This is a genomic window from Flavobacterium nitrogenifigens (assembly GCF_003254565.1).
Classification (GTDB): domain Bacteria; phylum Bacteroidota; class Bacteroidia; order Flavobacteriales; family Flavobacteriaceae; genus Flavobacterium; species Flavobacterium nitrogenifigens.
Map to the genome: position 1 here is coordinate 101708 of NZ_QJRI01000174.1, position 25160 is coordinate 126867.

Below are 25160 nucleotides of genomic sequence, written 5' to 3' on the forward strand. Positions count from 1 at the left end.
TTTCTAATCTTTTTGTTCTATTCTAAAACCAACGTCTGTAATTCCTTGTAAAGCTTCAACTCCAGGAATTTTACCTGATTGTCTAACAGCTTGTTTGATATGAACTTTATATTTTCCTGTAAATTTTACATCTTCTTTGTAAAAGAGCTTACTTTCTTTTATATCAGAAAATCCATTTCCTAATAAAGTCCCGTCTGGTGCTGCCATTTGATATTCTAACGTATCTACTTTTGTGAAACCGCTTGGGGTTTCTAAAGCTACAATCAAAAACAAATTATTAAACGGATAATTATTATTATCTCGTATGTTTACAAAGGCATTGTATTTTTTTGTAGAATCTAAAACCGGCAGATCAAAGCTTATAATACTGTCTTTGTGCCAAGCGCTTCCAACAGATTTATACTCATCAAATACTCTTTTTTTATCACAAGAAAAAAGAAGTATTGCTGCCAAGAGAAGAATTCCGCTATTTTTTATTCTCATTTTTAGTATTCGTTATTGGTTTTCTAGGTTCAGCAGGTTTATTTTCATTTGAATTCTGCTTATTCGGATTGTTTTTATTCGAATTATGCTTTTTCTTATGATTTGGCTTGTTTGGATTTGGTTTATTCCCAGCATTTCCATTGTTCGCATTTCCAGCGTTGTTCGGATTATTATTTCCTGCTGGTTTAGCATTATTCGCATTTTTTTCCTGCTGTGGTTTTACCGGAGTTGCAACACCTGCTGGCTCAGCATTTTGTTTACGTTTGCGATTTGGTTTTTTCTTTCTTTTTGGCTGATCAAAGCGAGTTAAACTCTCCTGACCCATTGCATTATTAAAATCTTTTTCTGGTTCTGCAACTACCTCAACAGCAAAATCTTCTAAAGAAGAAACTTTATTTTTCAGTTTATTTTCAGCGATAATTTCTTTTACCTGATCAATTTTTAAAACATGCCAATTTGCAAAATTGTTTGTATACGCAAACCACATTAATCCTTTAAAAATATCTTGTTTTTGGCAGACAGCGTCTCCTTTTTCCGTAATCAATTTGGTATCGTAATCAGGAAAATCTTTTAAAGCATCCATATAAGTGTCTAATTCATAGTTTAGACAGCATTTTAATTTTCCGCATTGCCCCGCTAATTTTTGCGGATTCAATGACAACTGCTGATAACGAGCTGCAGAAGTATTCACGCTTCTAAAATCTGTTAACCAAGTAGAACAGCAAAGTTCACGTCCACAAGAACCAACTCCACCTAAACGAGCCGCTTCCTGACGGAAACCAACTTGTTTCATTTCAACTCTAGTACTGAATTCTTTAGCAAAATCTTTAATCAGCATTCTAAAATCGACACGATCATTTGCTGTGTAGTAAAAAGTCGCTTTAGATCCGTCTCCTTGAAATTCGATATCCGAAATTTTCATTTCCAATTTGTGCTGAATCGCCAATTCACGCGCACGAACCTTCATTGGTTCTTCACGATCACGGGCAACAGACCAAATATCAATATCTTTTTGAGATGCTTTTCTATAAATTTTTGGAACGTCATTACTTTCGTAATTCACCCCTTTTTTCTTCATTTGAATCTTTACCAATTCTCCTGTAAGGGTCACAATTCCAATATCATGTCCTGGCGAAGCAACAGTTGCTACAATATCGCCAATACTTAAAGTTAATTTCTCTGAATTTCTAAAAAATTCCTTGCGTCCGTTTTTAAAACGAACCTCAACACAATCAAAAATCGCCTCTCCATTGGACGGACTCATGTTAGAAAGCCAGTCAAAAACCGTCAATTTATTGCAGCTATCGGTGCCGCAAGTCCCATTATTTTTACAACCTTTTGGTGCGCCACCATCTGAGGTTGAACAACTTGTACATGCCATAATTATATATGTAGTGCTGCCAGATTGCAGCTTAAGTTCATAAACGTTTGATCGGTAAAGATAGTATTTTTTTTATTTTGCTTTTTATTGATAAAAACTAAAGAGCTGTTAAATAAAAAAACAAGTTTTTTTGTACGCAAATTTTTCCCAAATTTCCCTTCCGTTTTCCTTTTTTTAAAATATTTTCTCGAAAAATCCTATCTCTGTCAGTTTTATCACTTAAAACAAACTTTTAACTTTTTATCCTGAAATATATTTAGCAATTTTATGTTTTATCTTACAACAAGATTTGAGAAAGCCCAATTTTAGGCTAATTCAAATCTTAATTTTCATTTTAAAAATTAATCAGAATGCAAACACAAAACCAGATTGAAAATTTCCTTTTTCAGGGAAAATTTGACGAGGCCAGAGAATGTCTAAATAACGGAGAAAAATTTAATGAGCAATATCTAAAAAACAATTTTTCGCAGATTGCAGCCAAAATTATAGACGCCAAAGAAATTGATTTCATCGAAAAACTAATAAAAGCGGGATTTATTGAAACCGATATTTACGAATTGGACAGTTTTGATCAATCCATTTTTAAACCGCTGACTTTATATTTAAAAGATGACGAAGATTCGATTACTTTTTTTAAAGAATTAATGTCGAAAATGGATAACCTTAACGACGAAATCAGCGATAAAACCCTTCTTGGTTATTTTCTTGAAAAAGGTATTTCACCAAAAATAGTTCAAGTTTTAGTTGATGTTTTTGGGGCTAACACTCAGTATAAGAACAATGCAGGAGAAAATTTCATTTATACTGTTTTGAATATTTACGGTCTAAATCCTGAAAAAGTAAAAGAATATATTACCATTTTGATCGATAATGGCGTTGACATCAACGAGAAAAATATTGTTGGAACTACTCCGTTAATGTGCGCCGTTAAAAGAAATCGAAAAGAACTTCTTCCATTTTTATTAGAAAATGGTGCCGATGCCAATGAAACCGATAACCAAAACAATACGGCTTTTTATTATGCCGTTGCAGAACAGTTTTCGTATGACATGTACGATGCCTTAGCATCAGTCTCTTCGCCAAATTTTAATATAGTGAATAAAGACGGCCGAACGTTGTTCACCAATTTCATCAGTTCGCTATCTGTTTCTCCAAATAATATAACTTTTTTAGAAAGATTATTATCTGATGGGGTCGATGTGAATTTCTGCGCGCAATATTACGGCCAGCCAAAATCAGGTATTGATTTTATTGTCGAAAAGAAATCGGACATCTTGAAATCGGTTTTAGAGAATGTTTCTTTAGATGTAAACGAACAAGACAATGAGGGAAATACCATTTTGCATAAAGTCTGTGCTTACAATGTTAATTACGATGCAGAAATGGCAAAAGAAACCTATAGAAAAGTAAAACTGTTATTAGATCAAGGTGCCGACATTTCGATTACAAACGACAAAGACGAAACGGCTTTAATGCTTGCTTCTGGAGATAACCTCAAGATCAAAACCGTTGAACTTTTAATGAAACAATAAAACGATCATTTATTTAAAATTATTCAAACATGTCAATGTCATTTATAGTTGCCTGCGAAAATGGGAACCGAAAAATAGCCGAATTGCTGCTTCAAAATAAAGAAGTAGACATAAAATATACTGATGAAAAAGGAAGAACTGCTCTTCATTATGCTGCACATCGTGGTTATCTCGATATTGTAAAAATTCTAAGCGAAGAAGGTGCCGATATTAATTACGAAGATCATCAGGGAGAAACACCTTTGTACTTTGCCTGTCTTCAAAAACAAAAACAAACGGCGCTGCATCTTTTAGAAAACGGAGCAGAAATCACGAAGAATGATAAATACGGAAATAGCCTGCTGCATTTAGTCGTTCAGACAGCTCAAATTGAAATTGCAACAAAGTTGCTTCAATCTGGAATCGATGTTAATTTACTGAATAACAATGGAGAAACTCCACTCTTATTGGCCTCTGCAAAATTAAATAGAGAAATCATACAACTGCTTTTAGACAATGGCGCCGATATTAATGTAACCGATAAACAGGGAAATACGCCTCTTATTTATGCTTGTTATACCAAATCGATTCCGATGGTGACTTTGCTTTTAGATAACGGTGCCGATATAAACCATACGAATCATTCTGGTGAAAATGCACTTTTAATTGCTTGCTATGAAACCAATAGAATGTTAGCTAAATTATTGATTGAAAGAGGATCAGATGTATTTACTTCAAGCAATAATGGATATTATCCTGTTTGGTACGCTTGCGCGAATAATCAAAAGGAAATCGTGGCTTTGTTTTTAGAAAACGGAGTTGATGTGAATTATAGCAAACCAATGGCTGAAGACACTTCTTCAATGAATGATTATTTGGATTGGATTGTAAGCGCCACAAATATTTCGAACGAATCGAGCTTTACCTTAAACAGTTCATACAACTATGGCGGAGAAAGCCTATTGCATGTGGCAACCAAAAAAGGAAACCTTAGCATGGTGAAGCTGCTTATTGAAGCTGGAGCAAACATCAATATTCAAGACGAATCTGGAAACACACCGCTCCATTACAGCGCTGCTAATGGAAAGAAAGATGTTGTAAAATATTTATTAGACAACAAAGCCGATGCTTCAATCGTAAACGTAAAAGAACAAAAAGCAATTGATTATTCTAACGTAAAAGGTTTTAATGAAATCACTGAAATGATTTTGAAATATGCTCCGTCAGGAACTATTGTAAACCCGATAAATACTCCGCAACAACCCGAAACGCCAAAAACAGAAGCTTCAAATTCGATGGAAGCAAAGAAAAAGGCATTATTAGATTTAAAGGAACTTCTAGATGCCGGAATCTTAACTTCGGAAGAATTTGATGTTGAGAAAAGCAAAATTTTAAAAGGATAAATATAAATAAACACAAAATGAAAAAAATCTTAAATGCCACAACTCTATTTTTAGTATTAATTGCCGGAAGCTTAGTTTCTACATCTTGCACCAATCTTTCACCAGAAAAAACCTTTGAAATTGCTGCTTTAAATTCGAATTTATTATCTCGTTTTGGAAGTAAAGAAATCAACGAAAAGCTTCAATCTGAAGCACAAGTTTATGATGAAACTCAAAAAAAGATGATTCCGTCTACTTATCAAGACTCTTTTAAATATGATATAACGAATTTAGAAACCCGATTAAAAACAATTCAGGACATACCGGAAGATGAAGACAACAAAGAACTTCTTCAAGCATCTAAAGACTTATTTACTTATGCAATTACAAAACAAAAAGAAGGCTATTTGCCAATTGCAAAGCTGAAAGATGAAAAAGCTTCGCCAGAACAAATTGAAAAAGCAATTGCTGATTTTGACGCTTCAACTCAAAAGGATATTGATGCGAAGTTTACCAAATTGATGAATGTGGCACAAACTTATGTTGATAAACATAATATTAATGCTAAAATTGGAATGTAAATTTCTCTTATCATAAACAACAAACCCCATTTTGTAATGTTACAAAATGGGGTTTGTTGTTTTAATTTATAGATTTTAAGTCTCCTTAACCGTAATAATTTTCACTGGACAAGCTTTTGCAGCCAATTCACAGCTTTCAACAATGGCATGATTCGGAGATTTCAATGTAAAAAAACCTTTTGCATTCTGCGAATGAATGAGAACCGATTTCCCATCTTTTTTAGACATTTGAAAATGAACTGGATCCATTTCAACGCAATAATTACAGCCAATGCACTTATCTCTTTGTAAAGTTATGATAACCATTACGCCTCAACAATTTTATATAATTTGTCAGACATCCTAATTCTGAATGGCAACTTGAAAGTACAATCATCTCCTTTTGTGGCTTTTTCTACTGTAAGGTCATTCACAAACATTTCGTCGATAATCATCTCTTGAGCTCCAGTACTTGGTCCTGTTATCAATATTTTATCTCCGACTTTAATATCGTAAGCTTCTATTGTGAACTGCCCAACTTCTGCTTTTGGGAAATAATGTGTCCCTTTTCCAACATAAACCTTTTTCTGAGTCGCTGCAGATCCAGGAATATCGCTCCATTCTCCTAATTCTTGTCCTAAATAATACCCAGACCAGAAACCGCGATTATAAACTGTTTCCAAAGCTTTCATCCATTCTGCAGTTTTTTCTTTTGAAAAAGTACCTTCATAGTAAGAATCAATTGCTTCACGATAGGTTTTGGTTACCGTTGCCACATATTCTGGTGCACGGCCGCGTCCTTCGATTTTTAAAACCTTTATTCCGGAATCGATAACCTGATCTAAGAAATCCAGTGTACATAAATCTTTAGGCGACATCATGTATTCGTTATCCAATTCGATTTCAAAACCAGTTTCCTGATCGATAACCGTATATTTTTTTCTGCAGTTTTGTTTGCAAGCACCACGATTGGCAGATGAATTATGCGAATGCAGACTCAAATAACATTTTCCCGAAACTGCCATACACAAAGCCCCATGTCCGAAAATTTCGATTTCAACTAAATTTCCATTTGGCCCTTTAATCTGTTCTTTCTCAATTTGGTCTGTGATATTTTTTACTTGACGCAAACTCAATTCACGACTTAAAACCATTGTATCTGCAAATAAACTGTAGAATTTAATGGTTTCAATATTCGTGACATTCAACTGAGTCGAAATATGAACTTCCATTCCTATTGACCTTGCCATCGCAATTACAGCTTGATCAGAAGCAATTACAGCTGTAATATTAGCTTCTTTAGCTTTTGTCAATAATGTTTTTACTACCGATAAATCGTGATCGTAAATAATTGTGTTTAATGTAAGATAGCTTCGAACGTTTTTGGCTTCGCATCGATTGGCAATTTCTTTTAAATCGTCAATCGTAAAGTTCACCGTTGAACGTGCACGCATATTAAGCTGTTCAACTCCAAAATATACAGAATCACAGCCATTGTCTAAGGCAGCCTGAAGTGACTCAAAATCTCCCGCAGGAGCCATGAGTTCAATTGTATTGTTAATTGTCATTTTTGATTTTATTATTTCAATGAAATGATTTTTAATCAGTCATCTAACAATTGGCAAAAATACTGTGGGTGTAGATTAGATTTCTATGATTTATATCATAGTTTATGTTTTAAAAATTATTCGCAGTAGCCCAATGATAAATCATTTGCTATGTCCATAATTGTAACGCAATCTTTATCAAATATAGCCCACGGTTTCAACCTTGGGAACACAATGGGCATCCTTAACGTTACGCAACAATACGTTTCCCACGGTTGAAACCGTGGGCTATGTTCTCTATATTGTGATATTTTTTATGTTTTGAGATCGATTTAATTTTCAAACCCATGCAGTTTTACAAATTCATCAAATTCCTGCTGTCCATCCTTTTTGAGATGATGCTGCTTTTGTTTTTTAATGTAATTAAAAACAAGATCAAGCTGAGACTCGCTTACAGCAAAAGCCGCATAGCCCTTTTGCCATGCGAATTTTTCAAGAATTAGATTTTCTCCATTTATACAATGAGATGAAACTCCTTTCGCTTGACGAATTACATCCGAAATAGATTTTTGGGGATTCAATAAAAATAAAACATGTACATGATCAGGCATTCCGTTTATGATTCTAACAGGACAACCCAATTCAATTAACTCATTGTGAATATAATCGTGTACCTTTTTTTCAATTGAAAAGTCAATTAATTCCTTACGGTTTTTGGTTGACCAAATGGCGTGAATCCATAATTTGGCAAAAGAATGTTACATTGTAAAGTAGCGTTAAAAACCGCTAATTTACAATTTTATACAATTTATCTGACAAACGAATACGAAATGGAACCTCAAAAGTAACTTTATCACCAATCTTAGCAGTTTGAGTTTCTGCACCGTTAACAATAATTTTTTCTAAAACCAATTCCTGATCTCCAGTAGTTGGACCAGAAATTAAGATTTTATCACCGCTGTTTAATTCGTGATTTTCTACTGTAAATTGTCCAACTTGAGCTTTTACATAATAATGTTCGGCTTTTCCAAGAAGTACTTTCTTTACTTTTATTTTCTGACGGATATCGGCCGGCTTTTGAGCTGTAGCCAAAGCAGTTTCTGGCAATTCACCTGAATGTTTAAATTTCAAATTTTCAGATTTTCCTTTTCTGAACACTTTGTTTCCAACTTGTTTTCCAGTTCTTAAACGAACTTGGTCAACTAATGGCATATGGATAATCTCTAAACATTCTGTAGAACAACAGTTTTCCATTGCCGCTTTACAATCATCACATTGAATGAACAATAAATGACAGCCATCGTTTTCACAATTGGTGTGATTATCGCAAGGTTTTCCGCATTGGTGGCATTGCGAAATAATATCATCCGTAATTCTTTCGCCTAGACGATTATCAAATACGAAGTTTTTACCAATGAATTTACTTTCTAAACCTTCTTCTTTCAATTGTTTAGCGTAATTGATAATTCCGCCTTCTAACTGATAAACGTTTTTGAAACCTTGGTGTTTAAAGTAAGCACTCGCTTTTTCGCAACGAATACCTCCAGTACAATACATTACCAGATTTTTATCGTCTTTGTGATCTTTAAGCTGTTCGTTGATAATTGGCAAACTCTCTCTGAAAGTTTCAACATCTGGAGTAATAGCATTTTTAAAATGCCCAACTTCACTTTCGTAATGATTTCTAAAATCAACCACAATTGTGTTTGGATCATCGAGGATTTCGTTGAATTCTTTGGCTTTCAAGTGAACGCCAATATTAGTAACATCAAAAGTATCATCGTTTAAACCGTCGGCAACAATTTTGTGGCGTACTTTGATCGTCAATTTCAAAAATGAATGGTCATCATGTTCAACAGCAACATTCAATCGGATGCCTTTCATGAAATCGTATGCTTCAAGCGTTTCTCTAAAAGCTTCAAAATTTTCGGCAGGAACACTCATTTGAGCATTTATTCCCTCACTGGCAACATAAATTCTACCTAATGCATCAAGGGCATTCCAGGCTACGAATAAATCATTACGAAATTTTTGTGGATCTTGAATTTTGGCATACGCATAGAAAGACAACGTAAGTCGTTGTTGTCCTGCATCATCGATCATGATGGCTCTTTCTTCTGCGCTCAAAGTGTTATACAGTTGCATGCTATAAACAGTTTTAAGTTAAGAATGTATGTTTTCTAGATTTTCTTTAAAATCTGCGGCAAATTTAGAGTTTATTTTGAGATTAAAAATGATCTTTCCCTAATTATCTGATTTTTTTAACATCTTTCAGCTCTTTATAAATTGATTTACAGTATATTTCAATGCTTTTGATGTTCTTTTGCAGAAAGCTGTACCAGATCATCCACAGAAACAGAACGGCTAATATGCCCAAAAAGAATTTCAAGATTTTCTGCACGAAGGCTATCTCTAACATCAGAACGGGCTTCTGCAATTTTTAGGGTAATATTTTTTGCCTGCAAATCAATAAACAAATTCTTTAAGAAACGTGCGCCTGCAATATCGACTCGCGGTGACGAATTGAGGTCTAATATTACTGTTTTTAAAGAACCTTGCTCGCTGTAGATTTTTTCTAAGATTCGCTCTTTAATATATTCTGCATTAAAATAAAATATGGAAGATTCTACTCTAACAATCAATATATGTTCTATCTCCTCATTATCGGGATGTCTTTTCAGATCTGTATAAATTCTCGTTCCTGGAACCCTTCCTAAAAAAGCTACATGCGGTTTTGACGCAGCTTTTAATAATAGCAATAAAGTTACAAGAGTTGCAAGCAAAACTCCAGCGAGAATTCCCCAGATCAATACTCCTGCAAACGCAATCATCACAACAGCAAATTCTTGTTTGTTTATTTTATAAAGATGTCTCATTTCTTTCCAATCAAAAAGCCCTCTTATAGCTACTAGAACAATGGCGGCTAAAATTACGGTTGGCAGATTTTGAAGATATCCTGTCAAAAACAAAAGACAACAGGCAATAGCACCCGAAGCAAATAAAAGTGACAAAGGTGTTTTAGCCCCTGCGGCATCATTTACCGCTGATTGAGACAAACCACCCGCAACAGGATAGCCGTGTCCGAGTGAAACGGCAGCATTAGCAACTCCAAGTGCCAGAAGTTCTTGGCGTGGGTCAATAACATAACCGTTTTTTTGTGCTAAGGTTCGTCCAGCAGAAACGCTTTCTATATAAGATAATAAAAAACAAGCCATTGCGAGTGGCAAAACTCCCTCGACATCTCGAATTCGCAGAGAAGGCACATGAAATTCAGGGAGTCCTGTCGGAATAATTCCAACTGTATTAAATTCTGCATATTTTAAAGATGTAGTCGAAATAAGGATAATAGATAAAATGACAATCAATATTGCTACAGGAAACTGCGGAGCCACTTTTTCTCCTATTATTAATACTAGAATTGCAATTATTCCGAAAATAAAAATAGCCGTATTCATTTCTGGTATTTGATGAAAAAGAATAACAATCCGTTCAAGAAAATTATCACCTCCTCCTTTAACTCCAAATAATTTTGGCAATTGAGTTAAACCAATAGTAATCGCAGCTCCCGCTTTGAACCCCACCAGAACAGTTTCACTAATAAAATTGATAATTCCACTTAATCTTAGCAGATAAGCTACAATTGCCATTCCTGCAAATACTAATGCTGTAAGCGACGCAATTTCTGACCAGCGCTGTACATCGCCATTTGCCATACCAGCTATAGTTGTGCCTACTAATAAAGAAATGGCGGAGGTCGGCCCAATTGCAAGTTGCTTGCTAGAACCCAACAAAGCATAAAATATTCCGCCAATGAGGTATCCGTAAATTCCGTATTGAGGAGGTAAACCTGCAAGCGTTGCATAGGCGAGAGAAACAGGAATTCCGTAAGCTGCAAGAGTTACGCCTGCAATAAAATCTCTTTTGAGATTCTTTTTTTCATAATTTTTAATCCAATCTAGTGAGGGTAAAAGCTTAGAAATCATATTAAAAAGATTAAGATAGTAGTAATTCACAATTATAAATGAATGTTTATAGCTGCGAAAGGTTACTCTTTCTCTTCCAACAATGCTTTTTTAACCTCATTGAGTTCTGCTATTTTTTCTGGACTTACTTTAGGATATTCCAAATCCATTTCGTCTAAAGCGTGAATGATTGCAGAAGCAATCGCAATTCGAGCATAAGATTTATCATCGGCAGGAATGACATACCAAGGTGATTTTTTGGTAGAGGTGTTTTTAATTAATTCTTCATACGCATGCATATAATCGTCCCAATAACCTCGTTCTTTGGCATCGGCAGCGCTAAATTTCCAATTTTTATCAGGATTGTCCACCCTTTCAATAAATCTTCTCTTTTGTTCGTCTTTAGAAACATTTAAAAAAAACTTAATGACAACTGTTCCGTTTCTGTTCAGATATTTTTCAAAGTTGCGAATGTCTTCAAAACGATTATCCCAAATATCTTTGGTAATCAGCTTCTCAGGAAGTTTTTGCCCTCTCAATATCTGTTCGTGAACACGAACCACTAATACTTCTTCATAGTAAGAACGATTGAAAATTCCGATTCTTCCTCTTTCAGGAAGATGTTTTTGACAACGCCATAAATAATCATGATCTAACTCTTCTGAACTTGGTCCTTTAAAAGAAGAGACTTGACAGCCTTGCGGATTTATCCCAGACATGACATGTTTGATCGCACCATCTTTGCCAGCTGCGTCCATGGCTTGAAAAATAATAAGAACCGACCATTTATCTTGTGCGTACAAAATATCCTGCATGGCGGCGAGAGCTTTGACTCCCATTTTTAATGTTTTTTGAACCGAGACTTTTTCCGCTTCACCAGAATAAGATGTTGGTTTATCTTTTAATGTGAAGTTCTTATCGTCTCCAACACAATATTGCTCAGAAAATTTTTTTGCCCGATGTAATAATTCCTTTTTATTTAATTTTTTTAAATCGTTATCATCATCTTCATTTTTTTTGTGTTTTTTCTTGTTATTTTTTGACATGATTGCAAAAGTTTTTGAATTATTAGTACTAGTTCATTACATAATTTATTCTTACAAAATTGCAGTTTATCGGCATTAAATGACATTTCATCCTGTTTTTCACTATCAATTGATATACAAACAGATAAAATTTTAACTAAAATTAACAAAATTCGTACAATATTTAATCATCTAACCAAAAAAATGCTAACTTAGCTATTGCACATTATTGGTTTTTAGTCAGTTGTATTTAATGAATTTTATATAAAGAATTTAACAATGAACAAAATCTATTCTTCAGCAATTTTATTAAGTTTCTTATTTTTTTCTTGCAAAAAAGAAACCCCGCCAGCGCCCAAACCTTTAGAAATTTCAGTTACTTCAGTTTTACAGCAAGATGTAGATTTAGAATCTGAATATACGGGGCAGACTTTTGGTCAATCTGATATACAAATTAACCCCCGAGTTGATGGTATTATCGAAAGTATGAATTTTAAAGAAGGAAGTTTTGTCAAGAAAGGACAGGTTCTTTATACAATTGATCCTTTACCATACAGAGCCAAACTTAACGAAGCTCAGGGTGTTGCCGCAGAATCGCAGGCGAGATTATCTAAAACCAAATCAGATTTGGACATGATAACTCCTTTAGCCAAAATGAATGCGGTCAGCCAACGAGAATTGGTTTCAGCAAAAGCTGCATATAACGCTTCTTTAGCCCAAATAAAAGCTTCAGACGCTTCGGTTCAAAATGCTCAGATAGAATTGGGCTATTGTCAAATTTTAGCACCAATTTCAGGATTAATAGGTATTTCTAAAGTCCGCGTTGGTGATTATGTAAGACCTGGCGCCATGTCTATTTTAAACACTATTTCTGATCTTGGTGATGTAAGAGTACGATTTACAATTAGCGAACAGGAATTTCTGCGTCTTTTTAGAGAGTTTAGCAAACCAAATTCTGCTTTAAAAGGCTCTGGCGCTACTGTAACTATAAAACTATCTGACGGTTCTATCTATCCTGAGAAAGGAAAAGTAAGTTTTGCCGACAGACAGATTGATCCTTCTACAGGAGCAATCACATTTGAAGCTACATTTCCTAATCCTGACAAATTACTCCGTCCGGGACAATATGTAAAAGTGGCATTGCTTACAGATATTCGCAAAGACGCCATTGTGATTCCGCAACGCGCAGTCATTGAAGTTCAAGGAATCTATCAAGTATATGTAGTAGGCAATGATAACAAAGTGCAAATGCAAATTGTAAAACCAGGCCCTTCTGTTAAAAACGGTTACATAATTGAAGAAGGATTGAAACCTGGCGACAAGATAGCCATGGGAGGTACTTCGTTATTGAAAAACGGAAGTGTCATTACTCCTAAAATCGTTCAATGGCAATTGGGCGATCCAGAAACTGTAGCTGCAAAGTAATCTAAATCACATACTATTATGGGAGAATTTTTCGTCCGAAGACCGATTGTTGCCATTGTAATTAGTATTATCATTGTGATACTTGGATTACTGGCATTACAAAAAACACCTATTTCGCAATATCCGGATATTAATCCGCCTGTTGTAAAAATCACTACTTCTTTTACAGGAGCAAATGCGCTGAATGTGGAGCAAGCAGTAGCTACTCCGATCGAGCAAAAAGTGAATGGTGTCGAAAATATGTTGTACATGAAATCGATCAATACTTCTGATGGGGCTTGTACCATTGAGGTAACTTTCGACGTAGGAACCAATCTGGACAACGCCAATATGCTTACGCAAAACAGACAAAACCAGTCTGCTCCCTTTATGCCTTCGAGCGTAAAACAACAGGGTGTTGTGGTAAAAAAGTCCCTTTCGTTCCCGATGATGCTTTTTACGATCACATCTACCAATCCGAAATATGATGCTAAATTTTTAAATAACTACGCAAGTATAAATGTTGTGGATCAGCTGGCCCGTATCAAAGGAGTTGGAGAGGTAGCACTTTTTGGAGGTAGTGATTACTCGATGCGTATTTGGCTAAAAGCCGATGTGATGAGTAAACTCGGTGTAACCGTTGAAGATGTCAAAAACGCACTGAATGCGCAAAATATGATCAGTCCTGGAGGAAAATTTGGAGCTGAACCAGCACCTCCTAATACTGAATTCACCTACGGTGTAACGCTCCAAGACCGATTGGTAACCGAAAAAGAATTTGGAAATATCGTAGTTCGAAGCAAAGAAGATGGAGCACAGGTTTTACTTGCTGATATTGCCCGAATCGAATTAGGAACTGAAAATTACAGTTCAACGGCTAGAAGAAATAGTTCACCAAGTGCTGTTGTTGCTTTATACCAAATGCCAGGAAGTAATGCTCTTGATGTGGCAGAAACTGCAAAAGCAACAATGAAACAATTGTCTGAGAGATTTCCGCAGGACATTGTATACCAAGAATCTTTAGACACCACACTTGCTATTACTGCAGGGGTTGATGATATTGTTCACACTCTTTTTGAGGCTATTATATTGGTTATTCTGGTGGTATTTATATTCCTGCAAAACTGGCGTGCGACTTTAATTCCGTTAATTACGGTTCCGGTTTCGCTGATAGGTACTATTGCGGTTTTCCCAATGTTGGGATTTTCGATCAATACACTTTCTCTTTTAGGATTAGTATTGGCAATTGGTATTGTGGTCGATGATGCGATTGTGGTTGTAGAAGCCGTAATACACCATATCGAACATGGAAAAACTCCTAAAGAAGCTACCGTTCAAGCAATGAAAGAGGTTTCAGGACCTGTAATTGCCATTGCATTAATTCTCTGTGCCGTTTTCATACCAGTAGCTATGACGCCTGGAATTACGGGACGTTTTTATCAGCAATTTGCCATAACCATTGCCGTCTCGGTCGCCTTTTCGGCATTTAGTGCTTTATCTTTAAGTCCCGCACTTTGTGCTATGTTGTTAAAACCAACAAAACCTCTCGATCAGCAAAAAGGATGGCTTGCCAAATTCTTTTCTTGGTTCAATAGAGTTTTCGAAAATGTGACAGGAAAATATATTGGTGGAGCAACATTCTTTGCCAAAAAAGCAATGCGTATTGTAGTTTTATTAGCTGTGATACTAGTTTCAATTGTGCTTTTAGGTAAAAAGATTCCGTTAGGATTTATTCCTGAAGAAGATCAAGGTTATGTTTTAGTAAATATTGCCTTGCCTCCTGCTTCATCATTGCAGCGTACCGATGAAATATCTAAAAAAGTAGATAGTTTCCTTAAAGAAGAAAAATCTATTTTGTCTTATACCACGATAAACGGATTTAGTATGCTTACAAACTCTTATCAGCCAAATAACGCTTTCATCTTTATTTCTCTAAAACCTTGGGAAGAAAGAGCCGAAACAGCGAAACAGTTTGTAGACCGATTCAATAAAAAACTGGCCACTCAAATTACGACCGCAACCTGTTTTTCATTTGGTCCGCCCGCCATTCAAGGTTTGGGTGCTTCTGCTGGATTTAGTTTAATGCTGCAAGACCGTGGAGGAAATACACCTCAATATTTAGCAGAACAGACACAAAAATTTATTGCTGCAGCACAACAGCGTCCTGAAATAAAACGAATTTACACCACTTTTAATGCTGGTACTCCACAAATTAAACTGGATATCGACAACGACAAGGCAATGAAATTAGGAATACCAGTTTCTAAAGTAACCGAAGCGCTTGGAGCATTTTTAGGAGGTAGTTATGTAAATGACTTTAACCGTTTCGGACGTCAATATAAAGTTTATGTCCAAGGAGAAGCTGTCAATCGTGTAAAACCCGAAGACCTGAATATGATTTATGTCAAAAACAATAAAGGCGATATGCTCCCAGTTTCGACATTAGTTACAGCAACTAAAGTTTCAGGTCCCGATTTTACGAATCGTTTAAATTTATTCCGATCAGCTGAAATTGGAGGAAGTCCAAACGATGGTTATAGTAGTGCGCAGGCTTTAACTGCATTGGAGGAAGTCGCCAAGGAGACTTTACCTGCAGATATGAGTTACGATTACATCAACTTATCGTATCAGGAAAAACATTCGCCTGGAGGATCTTCGGTATTCATTATGGCATTAGTCTTTGTATTCTTAATCCTAGCCGCACAATACGAAAGCTGGAAACTGCCATTTAGTGTACTTCTTGGAGCTCCTTTTGCAGTGTTTGGAGCCTTTTTAGGACTTCTTTTGGCAAGATTTGGAAGTGATGCTTATGTCAACAACGTTTTTGCGCAAATCGGACTCGTTTTACTTATCGGACTAGTAGCGAAAAATGCCATTCTGATCGTTGAGTTTGCCAAAGAAGAATATGAAAAAGGAAAACCTCTTTACGAATCGGCAATGTACGCAGCAAGACTTCGTTTTCGACCGATCTTGATGACTGCTTTTGCTTTTATTCTTGGGGTTGTTCCGTTACTGACCGCTACAGGCGCAGGTTCTCAAGCCCGTATTGTAATGGGAATGGCTGTATTTAGCGGTATGTTGATCGCCACCGTTTTAGGGGTATTAATTGTACCAGGTCTATTTGTTATGATTGAAAAAATTGGGCACAAGAAAGAAGAAGCAATCGTAACAGGAGAAAACAATGTAGAATCAAATACTACAGACCATGAGTAAGAAATATAAAATAATCGTTATTGTATTGGTTCTTTCCTTATTTCCTGCAGGATGTATGGTTGGACCAAAATATAAAAAACCTGAGCAGTTAAAATCAGATTCTTATAAAAACGAAAGAAATTTAGACAGTCTCGCTTCGGTAACCAATTTAAAATGGTTTGATCTGTTTAATGATGATGTTTTAAAAGGACTTATTCAAAAAGGTCTTGAGAATAATTACGATTTAAAAATTGCAGTTTCAAGAATTGAGCAGTTTCGTGCTGAATTAGGTTATTCCAAAGCCGATTTATTTCCGTCTTTTCAGTATGGAGCTACTATAAACAGTAACAAGAAATACATTACACCATCGACCGCTGGCGCAAGTATGTCTTGGGAACTTGATTTCTGGGGAAAATTTCGCCATGAAAATAATGCTGTTAAAAATGAACTTCTTGCTACAGAAGAAGCTCGTAAAGTAATATTGTCCGATATTGTGGCCAATATTGCAATAGCGTATTTTCAGATGCGAAATTTTGATGATCAGCTAGAAATAACCAAACATACTCTTGAAACCAGAGAGAAGTACTATCAAATCATAAGCGAAAGATTTGAGAAAGGGTATATCTCTGAAGTTGATAAAGTACAGATTGAACAGCAGGTTGCCATTGCCGAAGCAGCGATTCCTAACATTGAAAGACAAATAACATTTCAAGAAAATGCAATTGCGTTACTAACGGGTCAGCTTCCTACTGAAATTCCGAGAGGAAAAAGCAATACTGAACTGCAGATAGTCAGTAAAATTCCGTTGTCAATTCCGTCTGCCTTATTAGAAAACAGACCAGATGTAAAAGCGGCTGAATTAAGATATGCAGCAGCAAACGAAAGAATTGGTGTAGCTCAAGCAATGCGTTTTCCTTCTATCAATCTAGCTGCCATTGCCGGATTTGCCAGTGCCGATTTGAGTAATCTATTTTTAGGAAGTTCTTACATGCAAAATGCTTCTGGCGGGATTGCAGGACCAATATTCGCATTCGGAAAAAACAAAAGAAGAGTTGAAATAAACAGACAACAAGCAGAACAGTTCAAATTTCTTTATCAACAAAAATACATTGACGCTGTCTCTGAAGTAGAACAATCGATACAAAACGTCAGAACTTATCAAGAAGAATGGAAAGCCCGCAACAGACAAGTGCAAGCGGCTTTAATAAACTACAAATTATCTCACGAAAGATATGACAGCGGTTACGTTTCTTACTTAGAGGTTTTAGATGTAGAAACCAACCTTTTTAATGCACAGTTAAGTCTAGCTCAATTATCAGAAAGACAATTAAGTTCCATGGTTGAATTGTACAAAGCACTTGGCGGGGGATGGAATCTTTAATTTTTGAGGTTCTAAGGTACTAAGATTCTAAGGTACTGAGGTTTTAAAAACTGTTTAAAAAAACAAAAAGCACTATTTACATAGTGCTTTTTGTTTTTTATGTCATTTTACCGCTTCGTCCTAAAAAACCTTAGAACCTCAGCAACTCAGAACCTTAGTAACTTAAAAATTAACAGAACTCGTTAAACGCATCCTGTAAATTCTCAGCAATTAATTCAGCTGGGCGTCCTTCAATGTGGTGACGCTCTAACATATGAACCAATTCTCCGTTTTTAAACAAAGCCATAGATGGCGAAGATGGAGGAAATGGGAACATATGTTGTCTTGCAGCATCAACAGCTTCTTTGTCAACACCTGCAAAAACAGTAATTAAATGATCTGGTTTTTTAGCATTATCTAAACTCATTTTTGCTCCTGGACGTGCATTTCTTGCAGCGCATCCGCAAACAGAGTTTACAACAACTAAAGTGGTACCTTCAGCTTTGATCGCATTCTCAACAGCTTCAGCACTATGTAAGTCTTGAAAACCAGCAGCTGTTAATTCAGCCTCCATTGGTTTTACCATTTCTAGTGGATACATATTCTTGTTTTTTAAATTGTACTTTTTGAACTGCAAAGTTACAAAGTTTACTCACAACTAGTTGCTATCAAGTATAAAGTTTTGTTATAGTTTGATATCAAATTTTAAATCAAAGATTTTACAAATACTTAGGCCGTTCTCTCTTTAATATTTTTATGCGGAAACTGATAATTGTATTGCTTTAAATGTCTCTTCCTTCCTTTCATTTTATGTCGAGTTGTTAAAACCGTTGATTTATCCTCTTCTGAAATTTCGATGGTTGAAAGGTAATTACTGATATACTTTTTAAGAACTTCTATATTATCAACTGTTATAGAATAGATTGTTTTTTTTCCTTCATATTTTACATCAACCAGACTAGCTTTTTTAAGCTCTAAAAGATGTTTAGACATTGTAGACTGTGCAAGCGGAAATAATTCGACTATTTCGCCGCACGTTCTATTATCTCTTTTCCAAAGAAGTGTCATAATCTGGATTCGTGCAGGATGTCCAAGAGCTTTGCAGATTTTTCCTATTGCTTCTGTTTCTGTATCAAAATTTAAGCGTTTTGTGATTCCCATAGCCTATTAATTCATTCATTATCGTAAAAAACCGATGTTGTTTTGAATCACAAATTTATACAGGCAACATATCTTGCAAAAGCCTCAAGAAGTCATTAAAGTAAGATAATAAGGCATTTTTTGGCGCAAAAACACATTAATTTAAACGAAAAATCACTCTAAATAACGCTTTAATAAATAGAAGTTTTGGGCACTTTAAAATAACTTTAACATCTTCAAAGAAACTTGTCTCTTCATCTAAGAATTTAAAAATCAATTCAGGATTTCCTTTTTTAAACAAAGAAGAAAAAATAGAACTCCCCAATTCGTTATGTCGATACAGAATATCCAGAAGCAATAAATCGTAAAACCAAAATTTAGATTTTTTATGAAAATCTTTCATTTGGAAATCTTTGTTCTGAATAAACTCTACTAAATCTGATGATTTTTTGTCTGAACTCTTAAATGTATAACCTGTACTCGCTTTTGTCCAACCGCCCGCCGTACCAATATTCAGGACACGTTTGGTGTTTTTTTCCCAAAAAGGATAACAGGTCATCAGAATGCTTCCCTCCTCTTTTTCAAGAATTTGATATTGGCTTACGCCGAACTTCTTCAGATAAACTTGAATTTCGTTTTCGTATTCTTCTTTCGGAAGCAATTTTTCCGAAAACAGCGTATATTCAACCAAAGCTTCTGTTTTTGAAGTAGGCAGCACATACATAAATCTTGTATTTCCTTTTTGTTCAACCGAAAAATCCATGAAAGTTACTTCGTCTGAATTGAAAACTTCTTCTTCAGTTTTTACAAACCAACCCACAAAATGCTGTTGCAAAACGGCATATTTGTTTTGCCTTTCGGCGAAAGCCTTAGTATAAATGCTGTTAAATAAATAATTACAGGTAAATCTCTTTTCTTCTGTACCAACGAAAACGTGGGTTTCGAGTTCGTTGATATCGGTTACTTTTTCATTTAGAAAAGTAATATTTGAATGTTTGAAAAGTTCCTCAAAAACAAAATTGTAAAAATCGATTCCGTTAATTTTATTGTATTTATAGGGCTTCAACGCTAAATGTCGTTCAAACTTTTTATTAGCAAATAAAGCAAAATCCCACTTTTTAGAAATAATAGAATCCCATGTTGCTTGTTCTTTTCCCCAAAAACACCAGGTTCTGTCATTTGTTTTCTTCAAATCCTGATCTAACAGCAAAATAGTTTTAGAAGAGAATTTCCCAGACAGAATCATTTTATAAACGGTCATTAAAGATGCTAATCCAGTTCCTGTAAAAATGTAATCGAAATGTGGGATTTGTGAAGAGTTCATTTTCAAAAATAAGAAAATTTATTTTGTCAGTTTTTCCAAAAGGATTTTAAACTCTTTTGTGCTCAAATAAATATTATATTGAAAAATAATTTCGTTTTTCTCATTCAAAACGCACAAAGTCGGGTAGACAATTTGATTATCAATTGTTCCCAGCTGCAATGCCAGTTCATTAACCCCAACATTATTACCAGAAGGCAAGTATTTAAAAGTTTGCTTTTGGAAAGTAACCTCTCGCTTTTCCTCTGCATTGAAATCAACGAAATAGAAATCGGAGTTTAATTTCTCTATAATTTCTTGATCTTTAAAAGTTGTGGCTTTCATTCGCTGGCAAAATTGGCACCAATCGGTATGTATAAAAACAATAATTTTCCGTTTTTGAATTTGTTGTAAGCTGTCTACTTCTTCAAAAGTTCTGCTTTTTAATTGACAGAAACCTGTTGAAGTTATTCCGAAGAAGAAAATAAATAGAGATAGCTTTTTCATTTTTTTTGTTTTGTTTGCCACGAATTCACGAATTATTTTAAAAATTATCTGCAATGCAAAACAACTGAAAGAAAAATTACACAAATTAATTTTGATAAATTCGTATAATTTTATTTGGTTGAATCTCCATAAATAATTCGTGAATTCGTGGCTAATAATCGCTAATAAAATTACCTAAAAGTATATCGCAATCCCAAAAATCCACGAATAGTTTGGTTTTGCCCATAAACATAAGTGGTATCAAATGTCAAACCGTATGGATTATCGGGTGTTACCAATACTTTTCCAGTTGAATCGTATTGCACATTTTTGTCGAAAGGATCGTTTGTTCTAGAAATCAAAAACGGATTATTTTGCATCGGTGTAAAGTTCAGCAGGTTTTTAATTCCGCCATAAATTTCAAAATCCTTCCAGCCCAAAAAGGTAAACTGAATATTCTGAATACTGTACCAAGGAGAATTCGGACTTCTTGGATCGGTTTCGCTCAACAAAGGCAATTTCATCGGACTGTAAACATTTCCAGTATAATCCATCGACAAATCCCAAGGCTGAATTTTATAGGAAACACTCCAAGTTGCCGTGAAATTCTCGGTCAAAAAAGGTCTTTCAGAAATTCCGTTTTCAACATTTTTGTTGTCCAAAACCGTTGCCCCCACAATAAATTTTAATCCAGAAGGAAAATTAAGATCAACATTGGTACTTATTCCCTGACTAATCGCATAACCGTCAATATTGTCGTATATAATCTCGTTTGGATTGGTTTCGTAATCTGAAATGATCTTATTGCTGAATCTCGTGTAAAAAGCAGTTGTTTCAATTCCCATAAACGTTCCATTCCCAAAATTGATTTTTTGAATGTAGTTTAAATTCACATTTACAGATTGTTCGGGTTTTAAATCGTTTTTAATGATCACATCTCTAGAACCCGTTAACGCCGCATGATCTTCGGTAAACAAATTCACAACTCTAAATCCAGTTCCGGCATTTAATCTAAAAATCGTATTTTCATTTGCTTTAAATCTGTAAGCAAAACGCGGTGTAAAAATAGATCCGTGAACGGAATTGTAATCGTAACGCATTCCTAGCAAGACTTGACTTTTTGGAGAAAATGTAATTTCGTCCTGAACAAAAATCCCAGGAAGCCAAGTATTTTCAGCTTCTTTAGTTGCTGTTGTATTATCGTCATAATATGTATATCGGCTAGCAATTCCTGCCAGCAAATCGTTTCTTCCGATTTTTTTATCCCAAGTCAGTTGTAAAAATCCAATTTTCTGATTGGCAATATAAGACGTTGTTCCGTAACGGCTGTCCTGATAATGGACATTTCCTGAAAAGGAAAGCATTAGTTTTTCTTCAAACGGCAATTGGTAACTTCCAATTAATTCGGCTCTTTTAGTATAAATGCTTTCACCATAAATTTCATCTCCACCGCGATGTTTTTTCTCCCAACGAATGTCTCCACCCCAACGATCTTCGTACATTCCGCGTGCAGCGATCGTAAAAAGGCGATTATGATTTCGCTGAAAACTCCATTTATTAAAAACCGAAATTCGTTCAGAAAGGGTGACATCAGTAAAATTGTCTTTGTCTTTATCAATTACTTGATCGTAGTTGAAATAATTAACTCCGATAAGAGAAATAGCTTTTTTGCCAGCATTGAATTTCATTCCCAAATCAAGATTACTCTCAAAATAAGAAGTCGTAAAATAATCGGCTGAAAAAACGGGTGCGTTAGTCGGGTTTTTAGTTATAATGTTGATTAAACCTCCAACTGCTTCACTTCCGTAAAGAGACGAAGCTGGACCTTTCACAATCTCAATTCGTTCCACCAGAGAATTCGGAATTCCAGACAAACCGTAAACCGTAGAAAGACTGCTCACAATTGGCATCCCGTCAATCATAACCAAAGTATACGGACCTTCTAATCCGTTTATATGAATGTCTCCTGTATTACAAACACCGCAATTAAGTTGCGGACGAACTCCATTTATGTTCTGAAGCGCATCGTAAATACTTGGCGTTGGATTTTTCTTGAAGAAAACTGGCGAATAAACCTCAACCGGAACGGCACTTTCTAATCGTTTTACAGGTTTTAAAGTTCCAGAGACCACAACTTCGTTCAATTCATTCTGATCTTCTTTCAATTCAAAATCGAGATTCAGATTTTCATTTTCTAAAACAGAAATTCTTTGAGTTATGGCTTTAAATCCTGCCGAAGTAACTGCTATTTTATAATTCCCTTTCGGAACATTTTCTAGTTTATAAAAACCTAGAGAATCTGTTTGTGTTTTAAAGTTTGTGTTTAATAAATGAATGCTAATTCCTTGAATTGATGGCACATTCGTTTCCACTTTTCCAGAAATATTTTGAGAGAAAATGCTTTTTGTTGAAATTATTAATATTGTCAAAAATAAATATTTCATTATTATAAAATTAAATTTAGACAAAACTAAAAATTAAATTTGACAAATAATTATTCTTAAAACAAAATTTTCAGACTGATTGAAATCAATATGTTACATTTCTATTTTTAAGAATCATAAGCATTTCTGTTTAATCTCGCAAAGACGCTAAGTCGCAAAGTTTTTTATAAAACTTGGCAACTCTGCGACTTTGCGAGAGAATTTTAAGAATACATTAAAAATCTTCGTCAATAAGTTCTTTATTTATGACCGCTCCAACAAAAGAGCCAGTAGAAACCGCAATCGCCACAGATCGCATTTGAGTTGTGCAATCTCCACTTGCAAAAACACCTGAAATATTTGTTTTCTGCATAGCATCTACTTTCAACAAACCTTGTTCGCTAATATCACATCCCAAAGTTGCAGGAATTGGACAATGCTGTTCAAAAGGCGGTCTTGCGTAAATCGCTTTTACTTCCACTCTTTCTCCGTTCTTAAAAATGATATTTTTAATATATCCATCCGTATGCTCAAAAGAATCTATTTCTCCTTCTAGAATTAAAACGCCTTGACTTTTAAGTATTTGTGTTTGTTCTGAAGTCAATTCCGATTTTCCGTTGGTGCATAATCTCAGGTCCTTTGTCCAATTGGAAATCAGTTTAGCATATTCAAAGCCCATTTCTCCATTGGCAATAATTGCGGTTTTTTCATTTTTAACTTCGTAGCCATGGCAATACGGACAGTGCAAAACCGAAATTCCCCAACAAGCTTCAAAACCCTCAATTTCTGGTAGTAAATCTCTAACTCCCGTTGCAAACAAAACTTTTCGTGAAGAAAAAATAGCACCAGATTCGGTTTCAATTTCGAAACTATTTTCTGTTTTAAGAGCTTTTACCGCAAGTCCGTTATAGAATTGAACTGTTTTATAAATATCTACTTGCAATTTGGCTTTCGCCGAAATAACCGCTGGCTTTTCACCATCTTGCGTAATAAAATTATGAGAATGCGGTGTTTGTCTGTTACAAGGCAGACCGCTGTCGATAACTAAAACCTGACGCAAAGAGCGTCCTAAACTCATGGCTGCAGACAATCCGCTGTAGCTGCCTCCAATGATAATCACTTCAAAATGCTTCTGTTCCATCTTTCTATTTTTAATGATTTTGATTTCTATGTAATTTGTAATTGATTAAATGCCCGATGATCATTCCGATTCCTCCGAAATAAATCAAATCAAGATGAATATCTAAAAGAAGTTCTGCCAAAACACTAATCCAAATGAGTGCCATTGAAACAACTAAAATCGACGATACCAAAAGAGATGATTTTTTTATAATTTTGAGAATTGCAAATAAACCTATCGAAGCAAATAGTAAATCTATAAAAGGATTGTGACTCAGCCCTAAAGGCAGAATCGTTAAAAGAGGAAAAACCAAACAATGAACCAGACAAATGGTCGCGCTTGAAATTCCTAAAATATCGTAAAAGGATGTGCTTATTTTCTTCATTATGTGTACTTTTGCTTAATGCAATTTTGTTGCAAATATATACAATTTTATCAATTGCAACATTGTTGCGTTTAATTTTTAATTTCATAAAAAATGAAAACTACACGTAATACCGCAGCAAAGACAGCTGTTTTAGAAGTGTTTGAAAAATCTAAAACGGCTCTTTCGCATACCGAAATTCACAAACAATTAAATGATTTGTGCGACCGCGTTACCATTTATAGAATTTTAGATCGTTTAATTAATGAAGATGTTATTCATAAAATTTCGAATCTAGACGGAACTGTAAAATATGCCAAATGCAACCATTCGCATCAGCGCGTACACATTCATAATCATGCACACTTTAGCTGCGAGAATTGTCATGAGATTACATGCCTTGAAACAGTTAAGCCAAGTTACATTATGCCGCACAATTACAAAGTGAACGAAATCAATTTTACGTTATCTGGATTATGCCCGAATTGTTTAAATTCTAACATTTAACTTTTAGACTCGT

Annotated in this window: 21 protein-coding genes and 1 pseudogene; 7 read left to right on the forward strand and 15 right to left on the reverse strand. The window is 35.0% G+C overall.

The genetic code is table 11. The annotated features are described in order from the left end of the window. Positions 1-3: 3 nt before the first annotated feature. Both DM397_RS11515 and DM397_RS11520 read right to left on the reverse strand, forming a co-directional pair. Positions 4-483: a gliding motility lipoprotein GldH gene (locus tag DM397_RS11515; protein WP_111377678.1), complete on the reverse strand. Its 480-nt coding sequence runs from the start codon at positions 481-483 to the stop codon at positions 4-6. Continuing rightward, on the reverse strand, positions 467-1864 hold the full coding sequence (locus tag DM397_RS11520; protein ID WP_111377679.1) for a PSP1 domain-containing protein: 1398 nt from the start codon (positions 1862-1864) through the stop codon (positions 467-469). Before DM397_RS11520 ends, DM397_RS11515 begins: the two co-directional genes overlap by 17 nt. A 350-nt stretch (positions 1865-2214) precedes the next feature. On the opposite strand from DM397_RS11520, the gene DM397_RS11525 reads away from it, so the two are divergent. The 3 genes from DM397_RS11525 to DM397_RS11535 are packed head-to-tail and all read left to right on the forward strand — an operon-like array spanning position 2215 to position 5338. After that, positions 2215-3396: an ankyrin repeat domain-containing protein gene (locus DM397_RS11525; protein WP_111377680.1), complete on the forward strand. Its 1182-nt coding sequence runs from the start codon at positions 2215-2217 to the stop codon at positions 3394-3396. A 35-nt stretch (positions 3397-3431) separates the two neighbouring features. Then, entirely contained in the window at positions 3432-4778 is a 1347-nt protein-coding gene (locus DM397_RS11530) for an ankyrin repeat domain-containing protein (protein ID WP_239457842.1), read from the forward strand. 17 nt (positions 4779-4795) lie between these two features. Then, on the forward strand, positions 4796-5338 hold the full coding sequence (locus tag DM397_RS11535; RefSeq protein WP_111377682.1) for a hypothetical protein: 543 nt from the start codon (positions 4796-4798) through the stop codon (positions 5336-5338). A 75-nt stretch (positions 5339-5413) separates the two neighbouring features. On the opposite strand, the gene DM397_RS11540 is transcribed toward DM397_RS11535, so the two are convergent. From DM397_RS11540 to DM397_RS11565, 6 genes and pseudogenes are all read right to left on the reverse strand, one after another. Then, positions 5414-5644 carry a ferredoxin gene (locus tag DM397_RS11540; protein WP_111377683.1) on the reverse strand — a complete coding sequence of 77 codons (231 nt, stop codon included), beginning with the start codon at positions 5642-5644 and terminating at the stop codon, positions 5414-5416. Further along, a complete protein-coding gene (locus DM397_RS11545; RefSeq protein ID WP_111377684.1) occupies positions 5644-6885 on the reverse strand; it encodes a peptidase U32 family protein in 1242 nt (413 codons plus the stop codon). The genes DM397_RS11540 and DM397_RS11545 overlap by 1 nt, the downstream gene beginning before the upstream one ends. A 311-nt stretch (positions 6886-7196) precedes the next feature. Next, positions 7197-7622: pseudogene (gene tnpA / locus DM397_RS11550) on the reverse strand (IS200/IS605 family transposase); the annotation flags it as partial. A gap of 28 nt (positions 7623-7650) precedes the next feature. Then, the gene (gene trhO / locus DM397_RS11555; RefSeq protein ID WP_111377685.1) at positions 7651-9009 is read right to left on the reverse strand and encodes an oxygen-dependent tRNA uridine(34) hydroxylase TrhO; all 1359 of its coding nucleotides are present in this window, start codon (positions 9007-9009) and stop codon (positions 7651-7653) included. A 158-nt stretch (positions 9010-9167) separates the two neighbouring features. Then, complete coding sequence (locus tag DM397_RS11560) at positions 9168-10847, reverse strand: SulP family inorganic anion transporter (protein WP_111377686.1); 1680 nt, start codon at positions 10845-10847, stop codon at positions 9168-9170. Positions 10848-10909: 62 nt separating this feature from the next. Beyond that, positions 10910-11872, reverse strand: a complete 963-nt coding sequence (locus DM397_RS11565; RefSeq protein ID WP_111377687.1) for a polyphosphate kinase 2 family protein — start codon at positions 11870-11872, stop codon at positions 10910-10912. Between the two features lie 258 nt (positions 11873-12130). On the opposite strand from DM397_RS11565, the gene DM397_RS11570 reads away from it, so the two are divergent. The 3 genes from DM397_RS11570 to DM397_RS11580 are packed head-to-tail and all read left to right on the forward strand — an operon-like array spanning position 12131 to position 17828. Further along, positions 12131-13276 carry an efflux RND transporter periplasmic adaptor subunit gene (locus DM397_RS11570; protein WP_111377688.1) on the forward strand — a complete coding sequence of 382 codons (1146 nt, stop codon included), beginning with the start codon at positions 12131-12133 and terminating at the stop codon, positions 13274-13276. A gap of 18 nt (positions 13277-13294) precedes the next feature. Next, positions 13295-16468, forward strand: a complete 3174-nt coding sequence (locus DM397_RS11575; protein ID WP_111377689.1) for an efflux RND transporter permease subunit — start codon at positions 13295-13297, stop codon at positions 16466-16468. Next, positions 16461-17828, forward strand: a complete 1368-nt coding sequence (locus DM397_RS11580) for an efflux transporter outer membrane subunit (RefSeq protein WP_111377690.1) — start codon at positions 16461-16463, stop codon at positions 17826-17828. The genes DM397_RS11575 and DM397_RS11580 overlap by 8 nt, the downstream gene beginning before the upstream one ends. A 169-nt stretch (positions 17829-17997) precedes the next feature. Here the strand turns inward: DM397_RS11580 and DM397_RS11585 are convergent, their stop codons facing one another. The 7 genes from DM397_RS11585 to DM397_RS11615 form a co-directional block, all read right to left on the reverse strand. Continuing rightward, a complete protein-coding gene (locus tag DM397_RS11585; RefSeq protein WP_111368202.1) occupies positions 17998-18408 on the reverse strand; it encodes a BrxA/BrxB family bacilliredoxin in 411 nt (136 codons plus the stop codon). Between the two features lie 128 nt (positions 18409-18536). Then, positions 18537-18968: an ArsR/SmtB family transcription factor gene (locus DM397_RS11590; RefSeq protein ID WP_111377691.1), complete on the reverse strand. Its 432-nt coding sequence runs from the start codon at positions 18966-18968 to the stop codon at positions 18537-18539. A gap of 136 nt (positions 18969-19104) precedes the next feature. Continuing rightward, on the reverse strand, positions 19105-20271 hold the full coding sequence (locus DM397_RS11595; protein ID WP_111377692.1) for a lycopene cyclase family protein: 1167 nt from the start codon (positions 20269-20271) through the stop codon (positions 19105-19107). Positions 20272-20289: 18 nt separating this feature from the next. Further along, positions 20290-20754 (reverse strand): thioredoxin family protein, encoded by a 465-nt coding sequence (locus DM397_RS11600; RefSeq protein WP_111377755.1) that lies wholly within the window; start codon positions 20752-20754, stop codon positions 20290-20292. Positions 20755-20924: 170 nt separating this feature from the next. Beyond that, complete coding sequence (locus DM397_RS11605) at positions 20925-23177, reverse strand: TonB-dependent receptor (protein WP_111377693.1); 2253 nt, start codon at positions 23175-23177, stop codon at positions 20925-20927. Between the two features lie 214 nt (positions 23178-23391). Continuing rightward, a complete protein-coding gene (locus tag DM397_RS11610) occupies positions 23392-24297 on the reverse strand; it encodes an NAD(P)/FAD-dependent oxidoreductase (RefSeq protein ID WP_111377694.1) in 906 nt (301 codons plus the stop codon). Positions 24298-24307: 10 nt separating this feature from the next. Further along, entirely contained in the window at positions 24308-24661 is a 354-nt protein-coding gene (locus tag DM397_RS11615) for a MerC domain-containing protein (protein WP_111377695.1), read from the reverse strand. 93 nt (positions 24662-24754) lie between these two features. Between DM397_RS11615 and DM397_RS11620 the strand changes: the two genes are divergently transcribed. Beyond that, positions 24755-25147, forward strand: a complete 393-nt coding sequence (locus tag DM397_RS11620; RefSeq protein WP_095930227.1) for a Fur family transcriptional regulator — start codon at positions 24755-24757, stop codon at positions 25145-25147. Positions 25148-25160 lie beyond the last annotated feature (13 nt).